The following is a 17672-nucleotide window of genomic DNA, read 5'->3' as shown; positions in this document are numbered from 1 at the left end:
CACGAAGTCCTCGCTCGTACCTCGCTCGGTACTTCGCGGGGGCCCCGATCTCGAGACTCAGTCCACTCGAATTTCATCGGTCGACTCCTCCCATCACCGGGTCAATGGAGGCCACGGCGACGATCACGTCGGCCACGGCGCCGCCCTCGGCCATCGCCGAGACACCCTGCAGGTTGTTGAACGAAGGGTCACGGAAGTGCACCCGGTGCGGACGCGTGCCGCCGGTGGAGACCACGTGGCAGCCCATCTCGCCCTTCGGCGACTCGACGGCCGCGTAGGCTTGGCCGGCCGGCACCCGGAAGCCCTCGGTGACCAGCTTGAAGTGGTGGATGAGCGACTCCATCGACTCGCCCATGATCTCGCGGATGTGGTCGAGGCTGTTGCCCTGACCGTCGCTGCCGACCGCCAACTGGGCGGGCCAGGCGATCTTCTTGTCCTCGACCATGACCGGGCCCGGGTTGGCCTCGAGCCGCTCGACCGCCTGCTCGACGATCTTCAGCGATTCGTGCATCTCACCGATGCGCACCATCAGACGGCCGTACGCGTCGCAGGTGTCGCGGGTGACGACCTCGAAGTCGTAGGTCTCGTAACCGCAGTACGGCTCGGTCTTGCGCAGGTCGTAGGGCAGGCCGGCCGAGCGCAGGATCGGACCGGTCATGCCGAGCGCGGTGCAGCCGGTGAGGTCGAGGTAGCCGACATCGACCATGCGGCCCTTGAGGATCGGGTTCTCGACCATCAGCTGCTCGAGCTCGCGCAGGCCGCGACGCACCTGCGGGATCGTCTCGCGGATCGCGTCGATGGTGCCGACGGGGAGGTCTTGAGCCACGCCGCCGGGGCGGATGTACGCGTGGTTCATGCGCAGACCGGTGACCGCCTCGAAGATGCGCAGGATGCGCTCGCGCTCGCGGAAACCGATCGTCATGATCGTGGTCGCGCCCATCTCCATGCCACCGGTGCCGAGGCAGATGAGGTGGGAGGTGATGCGGTTCAGTTCCATCATCAGCACGCGGATGACGTTCGCCCGCTCGGGCACCTGGTCGGTGATGCCGAGCACCTTCTCGACCGCCAGGCAGTACGCCGCCTCGTTGAACAGCGGCATCACGTAGTCCATCCGGGTGGCGAAGGTGACGCCCTGCACCCAGGTGCGGAACTCCATGTTCTTCTCGATACCCGTGTGCAGGTATCCGATGCCGGCGCGCGCCTCGGTGACGGTCTCGCCGTCGAGTTCGAGGATCAGGCGGAGCACACCGTGCGTCGACGGGTGCTGCGGACCCATGTTGACGACGATGCGCTCCTCGTGGAGGGCGGTCGCCTCGTCGGCGACGGAGTCCCAGTCGCCACCGACGGCATTGATCACCGGGGTGTCGTCGTCGACGTCATGGGTGGCCGCGCCGAACGGGTCGTGGGCGTTGGAGGTGGTGGTCATCAGTTGTAGCTCCTGCGCTCGTCGGCCGGCTGCACGGTGGCGCCCTTGTACTCCACCGGGATGCCGCCGAGCGGGTAGTCCTTGCGCTGCGGGTGGCCGGGCCAGTCGTCCGGCATGAGGATGCGGGTGAGGGCCGGGTGGCCGTCGAAGATCAGCCCGAACATGTCCCAGGTCTCGCGCTCGTGCCAGTCGGCGCCCGGCCACACCTTGGTGACCGACGGGATGTGCGGGTCGGTCTCGGGTGCCGTGACCTCGAGGCGGACGCGCTTGCTGCCGTTGGTGATCGAGACCAGGTGGTAGACGGCGTGCAGCTCGGCGCCGGTCTCCTGCGGGTAGTGCACGCCGGAGACGCCGAGGCACATCTCGAAGCGCAGCGAGGGCTCGTCACGCAGCGTCTGCGCGACGATCGGGAGGTGCTCGCGGGCCACGAACAGGGTCAGCTCGCCGCGGTCGACGACGACCCGCACGATCGCATCGGCGAACGCGGCGTCACCGCGACGCGCCAGGCCGCCGGCCAGGTCGTCGGCGATCTGGTCGAAGTAGGAGCCGTAGGGCCGCTGCGCCTGCCCCGGGAACAGCACCTCGCGCTCAAGACGGCCGTAACCGGAGGTGTCGTTGCCGAGCGAGGAACCGAACATGCCGTGGCGCTGAGCGACGACGACGGGGCCGTCGACCGACGCGTGGTGAGTGACCTGGCCGTCCTCCTGCGCGATCTCGACCTCCGACTTGGGCTCGGTGGGCTGCTCGGTGATCGGACCGTTCACCGGGTCCTTCGGGAGGTCGTTCTTCTTCTCGTCGCTCATGCGAGAAGGCCCTTCATCTGGTGGGTCGGGGTGGCTTCCATCGCGGCGCGTTCGGCGGCGCGGGCGGCCTCCTCGCGGTTGACGCCGAACGGCGTCGTCTGGATCTGCTTGTGCAGTTCGAGGATCGCGTTGAGCAGCATCTCCGGACGCGGCGGGCAGCCCGGCAGATAGATGTCGACCGGGATCACGTGGTCGACGCCCTGCACGATCGCGTAGTTGTTGAACATGCCGCCGGAGCTGGCGCACACGCCCATCGAGATGACCCACTTCGGCTCGGGCATCTGGTCGTAGACCTGACGCACGATCGGGGCCATCTTCTGGCTGACGCGTCCGGCGACGATCATCAGGTCGGCCTGGCGCGGAGTGGCGGAGAACCGCTCCATGCCGAACCGGGCGATGTCGTAGTCGGGGGTGCCGACGGCCATCATCTCGATCGCGCAGCAGGCCAGACCGAAGGTCACCGGCCAGACCGAGCTCTTGCGCATGTAACCGGCGACGTTCTCGACGGTCGTCAGCAGGAACCCTGCGGGAAGCTTCTCTTCAATACCCATGTCAGTCTCCGGACCTCAGTCCCACTCGAGTCCACCGCGGCGCCACACGTACGCGTACGCCACGAAGACGGTCAGGATGAACAGCACCATCTCGACGAGCGCGAACAGGCCCATCCGGTCGAACGACACCGCGAACGGGTAGAGGAACACCGATTCGATGTCGAAGATGATGAACAGCATCGCGGTCAGGTAGTACTTGATCGGCACGCGCCCACCGCCGTCGGCGTGCGGCGACGGCTGGATGCCGCACTCATAGGCGTCGGCCTTGGCCCGGTTGTATCGCTTCGGCCCGGCGAGCGCACCGGCACCCACCGAGAAGACAGCGAAGAACAGACCGATGCCCGCGAAGAAGAGCAGCGGGGCGTACGAGTAGTTCGTCATCCCTTGCATCGGGGCGACTCCTTCCATGCGCTCATCGTCGAGCGACGCTCCATCGTATTCACCGTCATGCCGCGGGCGTCACCCGCGCCAGGGTGGCGAGCAACCGGTCGGGCGTGCTCCCGCCGTGGGTCTCGCCGAGATTGGCGATCACCTTGAGCAGAAAACTCATCGTCGTCCGGCGCGGCAGACCGTATCGCACGGTCCACCGCATGACCTCAGGGTTGCCGATCATCTTTGCGAAGACGCGACCCAATGTGTAGTAGCCACCCAGCGAGTCGGTGATCACAGCTGGGTAACCCGCCAGCACGCGTTCGCGTCCGGCGTCGTCGGCGCGGGCGAACGCCTGCACCACGGTTTCGGCGGCGAGCCGTCCCGACTCCAGGGCGTAGGAGATGCCCTCACCGGTGAACGGGTTGCCCATGCCGCCGGCGTCGCCGACGAGCATGAGGCCGTCGGCATAGTGCGGACGGCGGTCGGCACCGACCGCGAACCGATCGCCCGCGATCTCGCCCACCTGGGAGTCACGGTCGAACGACCACTCCGGCGGCATGGTGGCGATCCACCGACGCAGTTCCTGTTGCTCGTCGAGCTTGCCGAGTCGGGCGGTGCGGTTGAGCACGCCGATGCCGACATTGCTGGTGCCGTCGCCGAGGCCGAAGATCCAGCCGTAGCCGGGCAGCACGACCTCGTGGCCGTCGTCGCCGGTCGCGGTGAGGTCGAGCCAGGTCTCGAGGTAGTCGTCGTCGTGGCGCGGTCCGGTGAAGTAGGCGCGGGCGGCGTAGGCGGTGGTGCGACCCGGGCGCACGGTGCGTCCGGCCGCGGTCGCCAGCGGTGAGGCTCCCCCGTCGGCGGCGATGATCAGCGGCGCGCGGAACTCGGTCTCGCTCTGCGCCGCACCGGTCTCGTCGAGGTGTTCGGCCCGGACGCCGACGACGCGTCCGCCCTCCTGGATCGCGCCGGTCACGCGCACGCCCTGGCGCAGTTGGGCGCCGCGGGCGACGGCGTGGTCGGCCAGCGCGGCGTCGAACAGGTCGCGGCGGCGCACGAGGCCGTACGGCGGGAAGCCGGCGGTGTCGGGCCAGTCGAGCAGCAGGCGCATGCCGCCGCCGACGACGCGGACGCCCCTGGTGCGGTGCCAGCCGTCGTCCTGCGGGGTCGGGAGCCCGAGCGTGACGAGTTCACGGACGGCGCGCGGTCCGAGGGCGTCGCCGCAGGTCTTGGGGCGCGGCAGGTGGGCCTGTTCCAGCAGCACGACGTCGAGTCCGGCCTGCGCGAGGTGAGCGGCTGTGGCGGCCCCGGCGGGGCCTGCGCCTACGACGACGACGTCGGCGGAATTCTCCGACGGCCGTTGTGCGGCAGGCTGGCTCACAGGGGGTCCTCAGGTTGTGCTCGGGCGGTGCGCGTGGTCTTGCTGGGGTGCTGCTTCGGGATGCTTGTGAAGCAATTCACGAACGCGTGCACTCTACGGCGCTCGGTCGGCGCGGCCTTACTAAGGCGCCCCTTAGCCCCCTCCCCCGGGTCAGCCCTTGCGGCCGCGGTGCAACGCCACGATGCCGCCGGTGAGGTTGCGCCACTCGACGTCGTCCCAGCCGGCGCGCTGCAGGTTGGCGGCCATGCCCTGCTGGTCGGGCCAGGCCTGGATCGACTCGGCGAGGTAGACGTACGACTCGGCGTTGGAGCCGATCGGCTTGGCGATGCGCGGCAGCGCGCCCATGAGGTACTCGGAGTAGACCTTGCGGAACACCGGGTTGGTCGGGGTCGAGAACTCGCAGATCACGACGCGTCCGCCGGACTTGGTGACGCGGTGGAACTCCGCGAGCGCCTGCACCGGGTCTTCGACGTTGCGCAGGCCGAACGACATGGTGACGGCGTCAAAAGTGTTGTCTCCGAACGGAAGTCGCATCGCGTCGGCAGCGGTGAAACCGAGATCGCGGCGGCGCTTCTTGCCGACCTTGAGCATGCCGAGCGAGAAGTCGCCGGGCACCACCTTGGCGCCGGCGGCCTCGAGGGGCTCGCTGGACGTGCCGGTGCCGGCCGCGATGTCGAGGATGACCTCGCCGGGCTGGGGGTCGACGGCGGCCAGCACCTGTCCCCGCCAGCGGCGGTCCTGCCCCATCGACATGACGTCGTTGGTGATGTCGTAGCGGGCCGCCACGTCGTCGAACATGCGGGCGACGTCGGTGGGGCGCTTGTCGAGGCTGGCGCGGTTCATGGCTCCATCTTGACGCACGCCACATGCGGGTTGCGTACGGGTTACTGCCGAGTCGGCGTACGCTCCTTGGTCGTGACCATTCCGCTCGCCGACGCCTCCGTGCCCACTCTCGTGGCCCGCACGACGCAGATCAGTTACGACGGCGAGCTGACCGCACTCGTCCCCGACGACATCGCCCCGGCCGACATCGTGTGCTGGGTGCGCGGCGGCGACGGGTTGGTCGGCTGGGGGCGCGCGGCGTCGATCACGACCTCGGGTGAAGAGCGGTTCTCCGCGGCCACCCAGTGGTGGGACGACGTGGCCGCGTCGGCCGTCGTCCGCACCGATCTCGAACTTCCGGGCACCGGGCCCGTCGCCTTCGGCACCTTCGCGTTCAGTCGCCGCTCCGAGCAGTCGAGCACGCTGGTCGTGCCCGAGGTGATCGTCGGACGCCGCGACGGACGCAGCTGGGTCACCGTGATCAGCACGGCCGACCGCCTGCCCGGCACCGAACCCCAGATCCGCGCCCACGCCACCCGCGCCAACGGCGAGCTCACGGTGACCACCGGTGCCCTGTCGCGCGCGCAGTGGGCGGAGGCCGTCGCCGAGTCGGTGCGCCGCATCCAGCACGGCGACCTCGACAAGGTGGTGATGGCGCGCGACGTCGTGGTGCGCAGCGCCACCGCGATCGACCCGCGCCGCCTGCTCGGGCGCCTCGCCGAGAGCTACTCCAACACCTGGACCTTCGCGGTCGACGGCATGGTCGGAGCCACTCCGGAGATGCTGCTGCGCCGCGAGAAGGGCCTGGTGACCTCGCGGGTGCTGGCCGGCACGATCCGCCGTACCGGCGACGACGACCACGACCTCGGGCTCGCGGCCGGCCTCGCCCGCTCCTCGAAGGACCTCGAGGAGCACGAGTACGCGGTGCGCTCGGTGGCCGAGGCGCTGCGCCCGCACTGCTCGTCGATGAACCTGCCCGAGTCGCCGTTCGTGCTGCACCTGCCGAACGTGATGCACCTGGCGACCGACGTCACCGCGGTGCTGCGCGACGGGGCCTCCTCGCTCGGGCTCGCGGCCGCGCTGCACCCCTCCGCGGCGGTCTGCGGCACCCCGACCGACATGGCAGCCGAGGTCATCCACGAACTCGAGCAGATGGACCGGGGGCGCTACGCCGGACCGGTCGGCTGGCTCGACGCCGAGGGCGACGGCGAATGGGGCATCGCCCTGCGCAGCGGCATGCTCGATCACGAAGACCCGTGTGCGATCAGGGTTTTCGCCGGCTGCGGCATCGTCGCCGGCAGTGTGCCCGAGGCCGAGTTGGCCGAGTCGGACGCCAAGCTGCTGCCGATGCGCCAAGCACTCGGCAACGACTGAAACACCCCCGCCCCCTTCCCCCGAAAGTTTGCGGGACACGCGATGTGCGTGCCCAAATCGGCAAACATTCGGCGGTCACGACGTCATGACCCTTGACTCTGACATCACCGTGACGTCATTCTGATGCACATGGACATCACACCGTACATCGAAGGGATGCGGCGCGACCTGCTCGCCGCCGCTCGGGCAGCAGGTGAGGACGGCGAGCAGTTCGTCGCCGAGCGCCTGTCGTACGCCATCGACGCCTCGGCTCGACTGGCAATCATGGAGGCGGTCAGCGCGGCTGCCGCCGAGATCACCGCGAAGATGCCGTCCGGTTCGGTCGACGTCCGACTGGTGGGCCGCGATCTCGACTTCGCGGTGCAGGCCGCGATGCCGACACCTCCCCCGCCGCCGACCGCACCCAACCTCGACAAGGACGCCGAGGTCGAGGACGAGGGCGGGCTCGCCCGAATCACCGTCCGGCTGCCCGAGACCGTCAAGGCGAAGGCCGAGGCCCGCGCCGAGGCCGCCGGTCAGTCGCTGAACACGTGGATTGTCAACGCAATTCGGGTATCGACGATGCGCGACGGCGGCTTCCAGATGGACCCGTCCGAGCTCATCAACCACTTCCTCGGCCAAGACCCGTTCTCCGGACGCAAGGGACCGCGCCACATGCGCGGGTGGAACTGATGCGCACCGAGACGTTCGAGACGCCCGGCCCGATCCAGTTGGGCGTCGAGATCCGTTCGGGCAGCGTGTTCGTCACGGCCGCCGAGGTCACGCAGACCACGGTCGAGATCGAGGGAAAGCACGCCGATGAGGTGGTCGTAGAGCAGGAGGAGGGTGCCGTCTGGGTTGAGACCCCGAAGGCGCGCGGCCTCGGCAGCGACCGCGAGTGGGCGATCGACCTGCGCATCAGCACGCCGGCGCACGGTGACGTCACGGTGCAGTCAGGAAGCGCACCGGTTGCCGTCAAGGGTTCGGTGCAGACGGCCCGCGTGAAGACCGGGTCGGGCGACGTGCAGTTGGACGAGGTGGCGGCCGAAGCCCTGGTCGACACCGGCTCCGGGCAGATCGTGGTCGGCCGGTGCGCCGGCGACACCCGACTGCGCACCGGCTCCGGCGGCGTCGAGGCGGCGGGTCTGCGCGGCGAGGCGATGATCGCGACCGGCTCCGGTCACGCGTCCGTCGGCGAACTCACCGGCAACCTCGGCTACAAGGCGGGTTCGGGGCATCTGCGGGTCGGCCGGATGCACGGCGACCTCAAGGCCCGCACCGGCAGCGGACGCCTCGACATCGGCAGGATCTGCGGCGGGGAGATCGACGTGCGCACCGGCAGCGGTGACGTCACCGTGCACGTGCCGCTCGGCACCCCGGTCTGGACCGACATCGTCTCCGGACGACCCGTCGAGTCGTCACTCCCCTCGGCCGGCGAGCCCGCTCCCGGTCAGGATTTCGTGAAGCTGAACGCCCGCACCGGCAGCGGTGTCGTGCGGCTTCGCGCCGACGAGATGAGCCGCACCGAACAGATCGTCTGAATCGACTGCAGGACAAGGAAACACCACGCACCGCTGGGGGATGCGTGGTGTTTCCGCGTGCGCGCCGGTGTTCGCCGGTGTTCGCCTGCGTTCGCTCAGTCGAGCGGATCGATGGTCTGGCGCGCCACCTCGGCCAGCCGCTCCACGAGCGCGCGTTCGCCGGATCGCTCCACCCGCACCTCGAGCACCCGAATTCCCTTGCCCGGGTGCTGAATCCGCTCGATCAGCGTGTCCCGGTCGGCGATCAGTTCGTGCGCGGCGCCGCGCGCCTTGCAGACCAGTTCGAGGTCGGCACCGGTGGGCGTGCCGAAGACCCGCTCGAAGGAGTCGGCCAGCCGCTCCTGCCCGGGTTCGAGCGTGGTGAAGATGCCGCCACCATCGTCATTGACCACCACGATCGTGAGGTCGGGATGCGCGTTGTCCGGGCCGATGAGCAGCGCGTTGCCGTCGTGCAGGAAGGTCAGGTCGCCCATCAACGCGTACGTCGCGGTGCCGGTGTGCGTGAGCGCCACCCCGATCGCCGTCGAAACCACGCCGTCGATGCCGGCGAGACCGCGGTTGGCGACCGAAACCACCTCGCGGGCAACCCGATTCGCGTTCCGCGCGAGGTCGAGGTCACGCACGATGTTCGACGGGCCGACCACCAGCGCAGAGTCGTCGGGCATGTTGTGCACGACGGCGCGGGCGATCGCCATGCCCGACGGCCAACTGTCCTCGATCACCGGTGTGGCGGCCTGTGAGAGGGCGGTGCCCGCCTTGCGCCAGTTCGCCGTCCAGCCACGTGCTGCGCAGCTCGACACCGCAGTGCGGCTGCGCTCGATGTCCTCCCAGGCGTGCACCCGGCGCACCTGGTGCCCGGCGTCGGCCCACGATGTGCCGGCGGTGATGACCTCGACCGACACCTCCGGGTGGCGCAACAGGTGGGCGACCTCGCGGTCGAGGGTCACCCGCCCGGCGACGAGCACGCGTTCGGGGCGGTTGCGGTCGAGCCACTGCGACGCCCGCAGGATCAGCGGTCCGTGCGGCGTGACGCGTCCGCGGTGGTACTTGCCGAACGGCTCCGCGATCACCGGCCAGCCGGCGACATCGGCGAGTTCGGCCACCTCGGCAGCCATCGAGGGCTCGGGCAGATCGCCGAGCACCACCAGCGTCTTCGGCACCGGCGCGATGCCCGGGCCACTGGTGACGACCTGGCGGTGGCTGTCGATCTGGCGCACGTTCAGCCAGGCCTCGTTGCGCGGCAGGCCGGTGAGGTCTTCGGGCCAGTCGGAATCGTCCTCGTCGGGCACCAGCGGTGGCCGCAACGGCAGGTTGAGGTGCACCGGGCCGGCGTCCCCGGCCGGCACTCCGGTCGACTCGGCGACCGCGCGACCGACGATGGAGCGCCACCATTCCTGTTGTCCCGCACGCTTTTCCGGCACGCCGAACTCGTAGAACCAGCGCGTCGCACCGCCGAAGATCTTCACCTGGTCGGTGGCTTGGTTCGCCCCTACCGAGCGCATCTCCAGGGGACGGTCGGCCGAGAGCACCAGCAGCGGAACGGCCGCGTGATGTGCCTCGAGCACGGCGGGGTGCAGGTTGGCCACGGCGGTGCCGCTGGTGGTGATGATCGGCACCGGCACGCGGCTCACCTTCGCCATCCCGAGCGCGAGGAAGGCGGCCGAGCGCTCGTCGATGCGCACGTGCAGGCGCAGCCGTCCGGCCTGTTCGGCGGCCAACGCGGCGTACGCCAGTGGGGCCGAACGGGATCCGGGACACAGGACGACGTCGCGCACACCGAGGCGGACGAGTTCGTCGATGACGACGGTGGCGAGGGCGGTGGACGGGTTCACGCGGTCATTCTCCCGCAGCGTCGTCGCTGGTCACGCCCCAGGAAGCCGACCAGGTCGCGCCGGGCTCGAGCACCAGTGCCGCTCCGGTGGCGAACGCGTTCGCCGGGCAGGTCATCGGTTCGACCGCGACACCCGTCCGTCGACTGCGGCCGCCGGGCAGGGAGTCGCCGGTGAACACCTGCGCGTACGGGTACGCCGCCGCGTCGGCCCACAACGAGGAGACGCGACCGCCGGCCGCGACGGTGATCGTCCAGCGGGCGCCGTCCGCCTCGCCGTCCGAAGTGAGATCGGTGAACGCGTGGTCGAACTGGGTGGCACCGATCGGGCGCGGGCTACGGAAGTCGAACTCGCTCGGCACGGGGGCGGTGCCGGTCGGGATGAGCCGGTCGTCGACCTCGAGCACGGTGGCTGCCGGGAGGGCGAGCCGGAGCTCGTCGACGCTCTCCTCCCCCGCGGTGAGGTAGGGGTGGGCGCCGTAACCGAAGGGCACTGCGGCCGAGCCGGCGTTGGTGGCCGCCGGGGTGACGACGAGCCCTTCGCCGGTCAGTTCGTAGGTGATCGTCAGGTCGAGGATGCCGTCCCAACCCGGTTGCGGCAGAAGCTGACAGCCGACGACGAGGCGGTCGCCGGACTGCTCGACGAGGTGCCAGTTGGCCCATCGGGTGAGACCGTGCGACGCGTTGTTGCGCGCCGGCTCGGTGAGCGGCAACTGCTGCTTCTTGTCGGCGAAGGTGTAGACGCCGTCGCGGATGCGGTTGGGCCACGGGATGAGGTGCTGGCCGCGTCCGGCGTCGCATTTCGCGGCTTCGTCGTAGCCGAAGAGCACGTCCTCGCCGCCGACGCGGTAGCTGCGGATGCCGCCGCCGCTCTCGACGACGACGAGTTCCTGGTCGTGGGCCGACAACGTCCACTGGGTGCCGCTGGGCGGGCGCACGTCACTCATTCGCCCAATCAAGCACATCGCGTGCGAGCGCGCACCCCCGTCACTTCTCGAGCAGGCCGGCGGCCTCACGCGCGGCCGCCTCGATCCGCGCGGTGCGCCGCCCACCAATCGTCGTCGTGGTCGCCCTGATTGGTGTTGTCCTTGCTCATCCCGGCGCGCGCGTCGAGCCCCTCGCGCAGGATGTCGCCGTGTCCGGCATGGCGGGCGGTCTCGCTCAGCACGTGCACGAGCATCGAATGCAGTGTGACCTCACCGGTTTTCCACCACGGCACGTGGCCGACGGCGTCCGCGTCGAGGGCCTCGATGGTCGCGTCGGCGTGGGCGATGGCGGCGCGGTAGGTCGCGATCAGGTCGGTGCTCGACTCCTGAGCCGTCGCCCACATGTCGTTCTCCTCCTCGGCGCCCTCGTCCCAGCCGGTGAGGTGCGGCTCGAAGGGCCGGTCGAAACAGGCGCCGAAGTACCACGCCTCGACCAGCGACAGGTGCTTGATCAGCCCGAGGATGCTCGTGCCGGTGCGGGTGAGCGGACGACGCAGGTCGTATTCACCCAGCCCTTCCGCCTTCCAGAGCACCGCCTCGCGCGCCTCGCGCAGGTAGGTGTGCAGCTTCTGCTTCGGGTCGGTGGTCACGGGTTCGAGCCTGGCACGCGATCGCCGCCGTCTCCACCGCATTCCCGGGGTCAAGCGGTGGGACTACCGTGGCGGGGTGCCGGAGAACAATCGCAGCCTCGCCGACGACGTGCGTTCGCGCTCGGCCGAGCAGTTGCAGCAGTTGGTGCTGGCCCGCCCCGATCTGATGCAGGGCGTCGCGGTAGACACCTCGGGCCTGGCCGCCCGGGCCGCCTCCCGGGCGAGCGTGCAGCGGGCGGTCGAGAGCCTGTCGGCCGACGCCCTTCGCGTGCTCGAGGCCTTGCTGGTGTCGGACGGCGACACCCGCGCCGCTGCCGCCCGGCTGGCCGTCGAGGAGTCTGTCGTCGACGGCTTCGCCGACGATCTCTGGACGCGGGCCCTCCTGTGGCGCAAGGGTTCTGCACTCGTGGCCACCCGGTCGGTGAGCGAGTTGCTGCTCCCCCGGGCCACCGCCCTCGCCGACAACGGGGCCCTCGACGCGGCACCGCTGGAGTTGCCGTCGGTCGGCCGGCCAGGGGCCGAGCAGACCGTCACCGACGCGCATGCCGGGCAGGCCGCCCTCGACCTGCTGCGCCGCATCGAGTCGCTGGCGGCCCACTGGCAGCAGAGCCCGCCTCGGGTGATGGCCAAGGGCGGGGTGTCGGTGCGCGACCACAAACGACTGGCCTCCGCCCTCGGCCTGACGCAGGGGGCCGTCGCCTTCGTCGCCGAACTCGCCCACGCAGCAGGGCTGGTCGCCGACGACCACGACATCGACGCCACCTGGCTGCCGACGACGGCGTACGACGAATGGCTGGAGACCTCGCCGGCGCACCGCTGGTCGGTGCTCATCGACGCGTGGTGGGCGATGCTGCGCGCGCCCTCGATCGTCGGCACCCGGGACGCCGCAGGCACGACGGTGAACCTGCTCGGTGCGGGCGCCGCGTGGCCGATGATGCGGCAGCGTCGCCACGATGTGCTCGCCGCGGTGGCGGAGGCCGGCGACGGCGTCGCGGTCGACGCCGGTGACGTCGACGATCTGCTGCGCTGGCACCGTCCGCTGCGGTTGCCGCCGGGTGCCCCGACCCGTTCCGCCGACGTGCTCGCCGAAGCCCAGTGGCTCGGCCTGCTGGCCGACGGCCAGTTGAGCAGCGCCGGACGAGCCCTGCTCGCCGACGCGTGTGACGAGGCCGCGCTCGAGCCTCTTCTGCCTGCCCTGCTCGACCACGTGTTGGTGCAGGCCGACCTCACCGCGATCGCTCCCGGACCGTTGCGCGACGACCTGCGACGGTTGATGGGCACCGTTGCCGATATCGAATCCAGCGGTGGTGCAACGGTTTACCGGTTCAGCTCGACTTCTCTGCGGCGCGGCCTGGACACGGGGTGGACGGCTCCCGAGTTGCGCGAGCAGCTGACCGCCGCGAGCCTCACCCCGTTGCCCCAGGCGCTCGGCTACCTCATCGACGACGTCGCGAGGCAACACGGCGTGGCCCGCATCGGCGCCGCGACCTGTTACCTGCGCAGCGACGACGAGGCCCTCCTCGACGCCCTGCTCGCCGACCGCAACACCGAACCGCTGCAGTTGCTGCGCATCGCACCGACGGTCGTCGTGTCGAGGCTGCCGGCCGCCCGAGTGCTGACCCTGCTGCGCGACGCCGGCTACTCCACCCTGGCCGAGGACGCGTCGGGCACCGTCGCCTCGACCGCCGCCGCACCCGGCCGCGCGCCGGTGCCGCGCCCGCCGGCCCCGGTCACCACGACCGCCGTCTCCGCGTCGGTGGCGGAACGTTTCGTCGCCGACCTGCTCGCCCGAAACGGTTCAGCCCCAGGAGAATCCGACGGTGACCCCGCGGTGACCGTCGACCTGCTGTTGGACGCTGCCGCCGCCGGCCTCCCGGTGCGCGTCGGCTATGTCGACACCGCCGGCAACGTCAAGCGGGTCACGCTGCGCCCCACCGGTGTGGACGGTGGCCGCGTCACCGGCACGGTGGGCGACGCGGTGCGCACCATCGGCGTTCATCGGATCACCGACGTCAGCCCCGCCTGATACCGGTCGTGCACACGCGCTCCGCGCGGCACACTTCATCCATGAGTATTCGCCGTCTGACCGACAGCGCAGCGGGCGATTGGTTCGCTCCTCGGCTGCTCGGCCATGACCACTGGGCGACGGCCGGTTCCGTGCTCCCGATCGGATACGAGGCTGTCGTGCGCGTGCTCCACCCGGTCGGTGAGTCCGGACGGTGGTCGGACAGAGCTCGCTCCACCGACTGCGTCATGCACCCGCTGGTGCAATGGAAATGCATCTCGGGCGTTGCGCATCCCGACGAACCCGGGGCCGACGAACCATCGGAGGGCTCGATCCCCGAGGCGACGCTGGAGGCGGTCCTCGCCCATTGGCCAGCGCCGGCGACCTGATCTACGGGGTGTGGGATGGCCACGGCGCTTGGCACGAGCAACCGACTGACGCTGCCATGCTGCATATCCCCGGACGCGACTACTACCTGTTCACCGGTCGCGCAGGAACCTCGATGACCTGGCCGGGTATTGAGACCGGGTGGGAACTGTCGGCGAATGTGATCTGGCCGCTCGACCGGAGCTGGGTCATCACCACCGAGATCGACTGGGACTTCACGCTGGTCACTGCGACCCGAGAGGTCGCGAACGCGATCCTCGAGGATCGCCGACTGGAGGCATTCGAAGTCGACTACCGCGACGATCTGAGCTGGTTCGGCGACACGATCAACCCGCTGCCGGCGTGGCTCGAACGCCAACGATCCGACGGTGGCCCCGGCTGAACCTCCCCGCCACGAAGGGGCTGCTCGCACAGCCAGGAGGTTGTCGGTGGTGGGTGGCAGACTCTGTTCATGGAGCTGGACGAGGGGTTCGCAGGAGCGGGATCGGTTGGGACACAACCCGATCGGCCGTTCGGTTGCACCCAGCCGGGCTTGTCCCAGGGTGACGCCGCGAACACGGCCCGGTACGACCTGGAGGCCGCCTCGGGTGTCCTGACCGCCGCCTACCGGCACCTGGTCCACCTCACCCGCATCAGCCTGGAAGAAAGGCATTGGGCCGGGTCGGGAATCCGCTCACCCGAACACTGGCTCACCTGCTTCGCGGGTGTCTCCCGGGCCGCCGCGAAAGACATCGTGCAGGTCGCCTCCCGCGCCCACGAACTCCCACACGCGATGACAGCGTTCGACACCACCGCGATGACCTTCCACCAACTGGTCATCATCGCCCGACACGTCCCCGCCCCGTACGAAGAAGCCGTCACCCGCCTGGCACCCCACACCGACGTCGGCCAACTCGGCCGCGCCGTCCGCACATTCCCCTTCCACACCGACGACACCGACGCCGCCGACGATCCCTGTGACGAGGACGCGGTTCCTGACCCGGACCCGGCGACCAAGCCCGCCAGCATGGAGTCCTGGTTCGCCGACCAGCGCTACCACCTGCGGTTCGAAGGCAGCATCGAACAAGGCGAACTCATCGAACAAGCCCTCCGCGAGGTCAAAGACTTCCTCTTCGGCGCCACCCGCCACAACACCCACGACGTCGACACCGTCGACACCGGCGACGATGACAACGACTGCGAGCACCACACCACCAATCACGCCGACACCGATCACGCCGACACCGAGTTCACGGACGAGTTCACGGACGCGTTCATCGACGATGAGTTCACGGACGAGGTCACCGACGTCGACCGTGACGACTCCGACGACATGCCCGACGGCGAGCCCGAAAGCAGCACGGCCGACATAGCCGACATAGCCGACATAGCCGACATAGCCGACATAGCCGACGTGGCCGACGTGGCCGACCCGGCGGGTGCGCTCGACCCGGAGTTGCTCGGGTTGTTGTTCGGCACCGGACTCGACGCCGCTGGCAAACCCCGCATCACCCTCGCCGACGCCCTCGTCGCTGCGATGGACCGCGCCCTGCACGCCGGCACCGCTGATGTGGCCGGACGCGCCGACACCTACCGGGTGCTGTTCCACCTCGACACCGACCACCACGCCTGGACCACCCGCGCCGGAGCGATCCCACCCTCGATGGCCGCGAAACTCACCTGCGACGGACTCCTCGTCCCGATCTGGGAAAAGGACGGGTCACCCGTCAACGTCGGCCGCACCCAACGCATCGTCCCGTTACGCACCCGACGCCTCGTCGATGACCGCGACGGCGGCTGCCGCTTCCCCGGCTGCCCCACCCACCGCTACATCGAAATCCATCACATCGTCCACTGGGCCGACGGTGGCACCACCGACCTGCACAACCTCATCAGCCTCTGCCCACACCACCACGACCGACTCCACGCCGGCGACTTCACCATCACCCCCGGCCAGGGCGACGACCGAAACGGTGGCGCGGCCGTCTTCCGCGACCAACGCGGCAGACCCCTCCACCGCAGACCAGCCCCACCCGGCACACCACCACCACAAGCACCCCACGCACCACCCTACGAGCGCCGATCCTGGGACGACCTCGACTACAACTGGATCGACTTCGAACGATCAGGGTGACTGCGCCGCAATCACATACAACACCTCGGCAGGGCATGCGCAATCAGCTCGGAGCGAAGATGCAAAAGGAGTCAGCTCGGCCGGCTGCGCAGCAGGAACTCCCGCGGTGTCATCCCGGTCGACGCCTTGAAGTCGCGGGAGAAGTGCGCCTGGTCGCAGTAGCCGAGGTCGGCGGCGGTGTCGGCCAGCGAGCCCGCGCCGTCCCGCAATCGATCGGCGGCCTCGTGCAGGCGGCGTCGCCGGATCAACCACAGCGGCGAGAGTCCGAGCCGTCGCGCGCACAGCCGCTGCAAGGTGCGCTCGGGCAGACCGCTGAACTCACACAGTTGGGTCACGGTGGTGATCGACGCGTCGGCCTCGACCCGCTCGACGATCGTGTTGACCAACTCCGACTCCTCGTCCAGCGGCAACAGCCGCTCCAGCCGCTCCTCCACGAGGGCGCGCCCGATCGCGTGCGCCCGTGGATCGGAGGGGTCCGCTGCCAGGACGTCGAGCAGTGGCGCGGTGAGTCCGGGCAGCACCGAGTCGAGGTCGACGTGGTCGTCGGCCACCGAGCGCACCGGCCGCCCGAGCAGCAGGGCGCCGGCGGCGGGCGCGAACATCGCCCCGAAACCCCACGAACTCCCCTCCAGCACAGTCGTACCCAGGCCGCGGTTGGGCCCGACGAAACGCGAGTAGGCGGGCGTCGTGATGAGCAGACAGATCGGATACTGCAGCACCTTCTGCACCGCCTGCTCCCCCGGCGGCACGTCCCACACCGGAATCCAATAGCGCCGCAGCAGCCCGGTCAGGTGCTCCGGCGCCGGGTAGCGGTGGATGACGAACGATCGATCGTCGGCGTCACGCAGATGCGCCCGTTCGATGTCGTCGGCGGCTCTGCCCATGTGTCGGAAATTATCAATACCGGGCCACGACCGGGCGCCTACGTTCGAAGAAACCCGACGAAGGAGAAGCCATGGCGAACAGCCTGCAGACCTGGACCACCCACGCCGACCCGTTCACCCAGGTGGTCGAGACGATCACCGAGTGGGATGCACCCAGCCCGTGCGAGGGTTGGTCGGCCCGCGACGTGCTGGCCCACGTGATCGACACCGGACGCGAATTCCTGGCCGGTCAGGGCCACCCGCTGCCCGAGACGGACGGCGACAACCCGGTCGCCCGCTGGGCCGCGTACGACGCCTCCGTCCGCGCGCTGCTCGCCGACCCGGCCGTCGGCGGCAAGACCTACGAAGGACACTTCGGGGTGACCACGATCGGCGAGACGCTCTCGCAGTTCTACGGATTCGACCTGCTCGTGCACCGCTGGGACCTCGCCCGGTCGCAGGGTGAGCGTGCGATCCTCACCGACGCCGAGCTCCAGGAGATCGACTCCGCCGTCACCGGATGGGGCGAACACGCCTACGCACCAGGCATTTTCGCGCATCCCGTGGAGGTGCCCGCGGACGCCGACCGCCAGGCCGAAGTGCTCGCCCGCACCGGCCGCACCGACCGCGTCACCACCGCTGCACGCTGACCGC

General features: G+C 69.8%; 18 protein-coding genes. 8 read left to right on the top strand and 10 right to left on the bottom strand.

Annotation, left to right across the window (positions count from 1 at the left end; all coding sequences use genetic code 11):
* Positions 1-73 precede the first annotated feature (73 nt).
* The 6 genes from DFJ65_RS05590 to DFJ65_RS05565 all read right to left on the bottom strand — a co-directional run bounded on the left by DFJ65_RS05590 (position 74) and on the right by DFJ65_RS05565 (position 5373).
* Positions 74-1426, bottom strand: coding sequence for an NADH-quinone oxidoreductase subunit D (locus DFJ65_RS05590; protein WP_115922176.1), 1353 nt, complete (start codon positions 1424-1426; stop codon positions 74-76).
* The gene (locus tag DFJ65_RS05585; protein WP_115922175.1) at positions 1426-2229 is read right to left on the bottom strand and encodes an NADH-quinone oxidoreductase subunit C; all 804 of its coding nucleotides are present in this window, start codon (positions 2227-2229) and stop codon (positions 1426-1428) included. The genes DFJ65_RS05590 and DFJ65_RS05585 overlap by 1 nt, the downstream gene beginning before the upstream one ends.
* Positions 2226-2780 (bottom strand): NuoB/complex I 20 kDa subunit family protein, encoded by a 555-nt coding sequence (locus DFJ65_RS05580; RefSeq protein WP_115922174.1) that lies wholly within the window; start codon positions 2778-2780, stop codon positions 2226-2228. The genes DFJ65_RS05585 and DFJ65_RS05580 overlap by 4 nt, the downstream gene beginning before the upstream one ends.
* A gap of 15 nt (positions 2781-2795) precedes the next feature.
* Positions 2796-3161 (bottom strand): NADH-quinone oxidoreductase subunit A, encoded by a 366-nt coding sequence (locus DFJ65_RS05575; RefSeq protein WP_115922173.1) that lies wholly within the window; start codon positions 3159-3161, stop codon positions 2796-2798.
* Between the two features lie 64 nt (positions 3162-3225).
* Complete coding sequence (locus tag DFJ65_RS05570) at positions 3226-4530, bottom strand: geranylgeranyl reductase family protein (protein WP_115922172.1); 1305 nt, start codon at positions 4528-4530, stop codon at positions 3226-3228.
* Between the two features lie 150 nt (positions 4531-4680).
* The gene (locus tag DFJ65_RS05565) at positions 4681-5373 is read right to left on the bottom strand and encodes a demethylmenaquinone methyltransferase (protein ID WP_115922171.1); all 693 of its coding nucleotides are present in this window, start codon (positions 5371-5373) and stop codon (positions 4681-4683) included.
* Between the two features lie 72 nt (positions 5374-5445).
* Between DFJ65_RS05565 and DFJ65_RS05560 the strand changes: the two genes are divergently transcribed.
* The 3 genes from DFJ65_RS05560 to DFJ65_RS05550 all read left to right on the top strand — a co-directional run bounded on the left by DFJ65_RS05560 (position 5446) and on the right by DFJ65_RS05550 (position 8246).
* Positions 5446-6726 carry an isochorismate synthase gene (locus tag DFJ65_RS05560; protein WP_245950040.1) on the top strand — a complete coding sequence of 427 codons (1281 nt, stop codon included), beginning with the start codon at positions 5446-5448 and terminating at the stop codon, positions 6724-6726.
* A 129-nt stretch (positions 6727-6855) separates the two neighbouring features.
* Entirely contained in the window at positions 6856-7398 is a 543-nt protein-coding gene (locus tag DFJ65_RS05555; protein WP_115922169.1) for a toxin-antitoxin system HicB family antitoxin, read from the top strand.
* On the top strand, positions 7398-8246 hold the full coding sequence (locus DFJ65_RS05550; protein ID WP_147301320.1) for a DUF4097 family beta strand repeat-containing protein: 849 nt from the start codon (positions 7398-7400) through the stop codon (positions 8244-8246). The genes DFJ65_RS05555 and DFJ65_RS05550 overlap by 1 nt, the downstream gene beginning before the upstream one ends.
* A gap of 95 nt (positions 8247-8341) precedes the next feature.
* On the opposite strand, the gene menD is transcribed toward DFJ65_RS05550, so the two are convergent.
* The 3 genes from menD to DFJ65_RS05535 all read right to left on the bottom strand — a co-directional run bounded on the left by menD (position 8342) and on the right by DFJ65_RS05535 (position 11650).
* On the bottom strand, positions 8342-10078 hold the full coding sequence (gene menD / locus DFJ65_RS05545) for a 2-succinyl-5-enolpyruvyl-6-hydroxy-3-cyclohexene-1-carboxylic-acid synthase (protein WP_115922167.1): 1737 nt from the start codon (positions 10076-10078) through the stop codon (positions 8342-8344).
* Positions 10079-10082: 4 nt separating this feature from the next.
* Positions 10083-11021, bottom strand: coding sequence for an aldose 1-epimerase family protein (locus tag DFJ65_RS05540; protein ID WP_115922166.1), 939 nt, complete (start codon positions 11019-11021; stop codon positions 10083-10085).
* A 65-nt stretch (positions 11022-11086) separates the two neighbouring features.
* Positions 11087-11650 carry a DinB family protein gene (locus DFJ65_RS05535; protein WP_245950038.1) on the bottom strand — a complete coding sequence of 188 codons (564 nt, stop codon included), beginning with the start codon at positions 11648-11650 and terminating at the stop codon, positions 11087-11089.
* A gap of 76 nt (positions 11651-11726) precedes the next feature.
* Between DFJ65_RS05535 and DFJ65_RS05530 the strand changes: the two genes are divergently transcribed.
* From DFJ65_RS05530 to DFJ65_RS17705, 4 genes are all read left to right on the top strand, one after another.
* Entirely contained in the window at positions 11727-13676 is a 1950-nt protein-coding gene (locus DFJ65_RS05530) for a helicase-associated domain-containing protein (protein WP_147301319.1), read from the top strand.
* A 41-nt stretch (positions 13677-13717) separates the two neighbouring features.
* The gene (locus DFJ65_RS05525) at positions 13718-14044 is read left to right on the top strand and encodes a hypothetical protein (protein ID WP_115922163.1); all 327 of its coding nucleotides are present in this window, start codon (positions 13718-13720) and stop codon (positions 14042-14044) included.
* 56 nt (positions 14045-14100) lie between these two features.
* Positions 14101-14424 (top strand): hypothetical protein, encoded by a 324-nt coding sequence (locus tag DFJ65_RS05520; RefSeq protein ID WP_147301318.1) that lies wholly within the window; start codon positions 14101-14103, stop codon positions 14422-14424.
* A gap of 69 nt (positions 14425-14493) precedes the next feature.
* A complete protein-coding gene (locus DFJ65_RS17705; protein WP_245950036.1) occupies positions 14494-16155 on the top strand; it encodes an HNH endonuclease signature motif containing protein in 1662 nt (553 codons plus the stop codon).
* A 71-nt stretch (positions 16156-16226) separates the two neighbouring features.
* Here DFJ65_RS17705 and DFJ65_RS05510 read toward each other — a convergent pair whose 3' ends face one another.
* Positions 16227-17039, bottom strand: coding sequence for a helix-turn-helix domain-containing protein (locus tag DFJ65_RS05510; RefSeq protein ID WP_115922161.1), 813 nt, complete (start codon positions 17037-17039; stop codon positions 16227-16229).
* 71 nt (positions 17040-17110) lie between these two features.
* Between DFJ65_RS05510 and DFJ65_RS05505 the strand changes: the two genes are divergently transcribed.
* A complete protein-coding gene (locus DFJ65_RS05505; RefSeq protein WP_115922160.1) occupies positions 17111-17668 on the top strand; it encodes a maleylpyruvate isomerase N-terminal domain-containing protein in 558 nt (185 codons plus the stop codon).
* The last annotated feature ends 4 nt before the right edge of the window (positions 17669-17672 follow it).

Origin of the sequence: Calidifontibacter indicus (assembly GCF_003386865.1) — a bacterium.
Taxonomy (GTDB): Bacteria; Actinomycetota; Actinomycetes; order Actinomycetales; family Dermatophilaceae; genus Yimella; species Yimella indica.
This window is presented reverse-complemented; position numbering and strand designations above follow the sequence as displayed.